This is a genomic window from Streptomyces millisiae (genome assembly GCF_031845425.1).
GTDB lineage: Bacteria > Actinomycetota > Actinomycetes > Streptomycetales > Streptomycetaceae > Streptomyces > Streptomyces millisiae.
On the sequence record NZ_JAVREM010000182.1, the window covers coordinates 1 to 661 of the forward strand.

Consider the following 661-nt stretch of genomic DNA (forward strand, 5'->3'; position numbering starts at 1 on the left):
GGAATAGGTAGGTGACAAGTAGGCGCCCCCGCAGAGTCTCGGGATCTAGCGGTGGAATATTCCGCAAGTCTTCCCCCTCGTGTCTTATCGCGTCTCGCAGCATGTACTTGTCCAGCCTCGTTGCGAGATGGCCGCACGACCCCATGACGTTCACATCCTCTCGCCACCTCTTCCATGGTGCGGGGATGGAGAGGCACGCGCCATGCGTAGCGGCTGTCCGACTTCCCTGGCAATCGGTCCAAGTTCGGTGGCAGAGGACACCGTGCAACGCATCTGCCTGGGAAAACGGTCCTCCACCCCCCAGAGGTATCGGTCAAAACGCGCATATCTGGCACCCACCCCCCCCAGAGCTCTTCGCTGCTTCCGTGGCTCTGGGGGTGTGCGGACGGTGACGCCGTCACCGCTCGAGGCGGGCGCGGGCGAGAACGGCGACCAGGTCTCCGGCGGCTTCCGGCTCGGTGGTGGCAAGTCGGGCGGCGAACGTCAGCTGGCCGACGTCGGTTCCGGGGACCAGGCGGAGGAGTTCGGCGAGCAGCGCGGCGTGCGCGAGGACCGGCGGAGTGAGAAGGCCGGCGGCGGCTTCGTGGGCGGCAGGGTCGCGGTAGTGCCCGAGGCGGGTGGCCAGGGCGCGGGCGAGCCAGGCGTCGACGTCGTCCTGGAT

At 67.6% G+C, this 661-nt stretch carries 1 protein-coding gene; it reads left to right on the forward strand.

Going from position 1 to position 661, the window contains the following annotated elements; all coding sequences use genetic code 11:
* Positions 1 to 388: 388 nt before the first annotated feature.
* Positions 389 to 661: hypothetical protein (locus tag RNC47_RS36110; RefSeq protein ID WP_394814955.1), on the forward strand; the 273-nt coding region annotated here is incomplete at its 3' end.